This is a genomic window from Flagellimonas amphidinii, from assembly GCF_013090115.1.
GTDB lineage: Bacteria > Bacteroidota > Bacteroidia > Flavobacteriales > Flavobacteriaceae > Flagellimonas > Flagellimonas amphidinii.
In genome coordinates, this window is the sequence record NZ_JABFNN010000006.1 from 1 (window position 1) to 1,941 (window position 1,941).

Annotated in this window: 2 protein-coding genes; both read left to right on the top strand. The window is 32.6% G+C overall.

Going from position 1 to position 1,941, the window contains the following annotated elements; translation table 11 throughout:
* The first annotated feature begins 460 nt into the window (after nt 1-460).
* A complete protein-coding gene (locus tag HJC33_RS00040; RefSeq protein WP_171656748.1) occupies nt 461-916 on the top strand; it encodes a hypothetical protein in 456 nt (151 codons plus the stop codon).
* Nucleotides 917-1,083: 167 nt separating this feature from the next.
* The gene (locus tag HJC33_RS00045) at nt 1,084-1,857 is read left to right on the top strand and encodes a DUF6090 family protein (RefSeq protein ID WP_171656747.1); all 774 of its coding nucleotides are present in this window, start codon (nt 1,084-1,086) and stop codon (nt 1,855-1,857) included.
* Nucleotides 1,858-1,941: the final 84 nt, after the last annotated feature.

A 1,941-nucleotide genomic window follows, 5' to 3' on the forward strand; every position in this document is an offset into this window, starting at 1 on the left:
GTAACCTTTTTCCTCTCTTTTGTTCTTTCTGGTTTATAAATACAATCTAATCAGAATCAAACTTAAGATGGCTATAAGTAATTGCTTGTTCTCGCCTACTTTAGAAATTCCGCAGGAATTTCTAACTTGGTGTGTACTTGCAAAGTTAAGTACTAACCCACACAACTACTCATAGCCTAGACCGTTACCACATATTTTGAAGAAAAAAATTTTAATCACATTTGGAATTCTAGTATTATGCGGAATTGGGTATTTCATCTATACAAATAAAAGAATTGAGGGAATTTGGATAAATCATTACAATACTAGTTCATCACGGGACTATGGCTTTCCAGGTCGAGACGTTTTGCTAATCAAAAATCAAAAATTCCAATCATATAACCACGATGCCAACGGTGGACTTATTAAGGAGAATTACTTTCTCTTTGGTAAATCCCTGCGATTAAGGCCAAAAGACTCGATGGACTTTTCAATTCCGAAGGCAACGATAAACAAAGACAGTTTGACATTCACTTTTTATGGTGAGCAACAAAGGATTTACAAGAAAGTACCAGATTCACTAAAAAACAACAAGGACTTCTATTTTGATTTCGCCAATAAAGCTTTTCGACTGGAATCTAAAAGAGGAATTGACACAACATATTTTGATACCGAATTAACTTATGATAAGCGAATTGACCACCCATATAGAAATTGGTACACAGGAGGTTGGAAAACTTTGGAAATTGACGATTTTGATTTTTTATTGTTTGCAAGTGCGACTCCTGTAATCATCAAAGAAAAAAATGATGACATTCTACTTTATGTCCTAGCGGACAAGAACGATTTACTGGAGGTCAAACTAATCGAAATCCAGCTGGACAAAGCAGACTTATCAAGCCTTGAACACTACAAAAAATATTATGTGGACAGATAAAAAACATGTGGTAACATTGTGTATAGCTCATTGCGGTCGGAATCTCCATGCGGAAATTCCAGCCTGATTCGCTAACTTAGGGGCTACGGCGGAAAAGTCCGGTGGACGTTTTCCGCAACGAAGCCATACACGTACCGTTGTGCTTCATTATAACCAACCATTAACCAATGATAAAATTCTTTAGAAAAATTAGACAAAAATTGCTCTCTGAAAATAAGTTCAGCAAGTATCTGATTTATGCAGTTGGAGAAATTGTCCTTGTGGTCATTGGGATTTTAATTGCACTTCAAATAAATAATTGGAATGAACAGAGAAAAATTAAAAAACAAGAAACACAAGTTTATAAGGAATTAAAAAGTGATTTACTACAAACCAGATATGACATTTTAAACGTTGTTTCAAATAATAAGGCTATTGTCAATTCGACAACTAAATTGATAGAGGCTATCTCAAAGAAAAAACCATATAATGATAGTATTTATAAACATTTCTCATCAATTGGAGAGGAACATAAAATATTTCCTAAAACAAGTGCCTTTGAAAATTTAAAAAATATAGGATTAAGTACTCTATCCAATGACAGTCTTCGGATAGATATTACTAATCTTTATCAAATAGATTTAATTCGCTTAACTAATGAAATAGGAGGAAATAATACGTTTTTAAAAGAAAAGATATTTCCTTATCAAATCAAATATTATCACACTGATTTAAACAGTCAAAAAAAATACTCTTTAGGTGAAAAATCTGACTTATTAACCCTTTATGAAATAAAAATCAAAAATTATGACCAGTTTTTGACCGACAACGAACTGCTTTTAGTCATTCAGCTTGCTCTCTTTACTAGGTCCGTATATGTAGAGGAACAATCTAAAACTGTGGAAACTATAGATAATTTAATTGATAGAATTGACAAGGAACTTGGTACTAAAAATAAATAACGAAAGCACAACAAAGAACTGAGTTAAAAAACAAGTTCTTTTAGTTTAATTTGGACACATAATTTTCATCATAGGGCAAACCTG

Coding starts and splice junctions, on each gene's coding strand:
- HJC33_RS00040 (WP_171656748.1), top strand. CDS start 461: ATGGACTTTTCAATTCCGAAGGCAACGATAAACAAAGACAGTTTGACA.
- HJC33_RS00045 (WP_171656747.1), top strand. CDS start 1,084: ATGATAAAATTCTTTAGAAAAATTAGACAAAAATTGCTCTCTGAAAAT.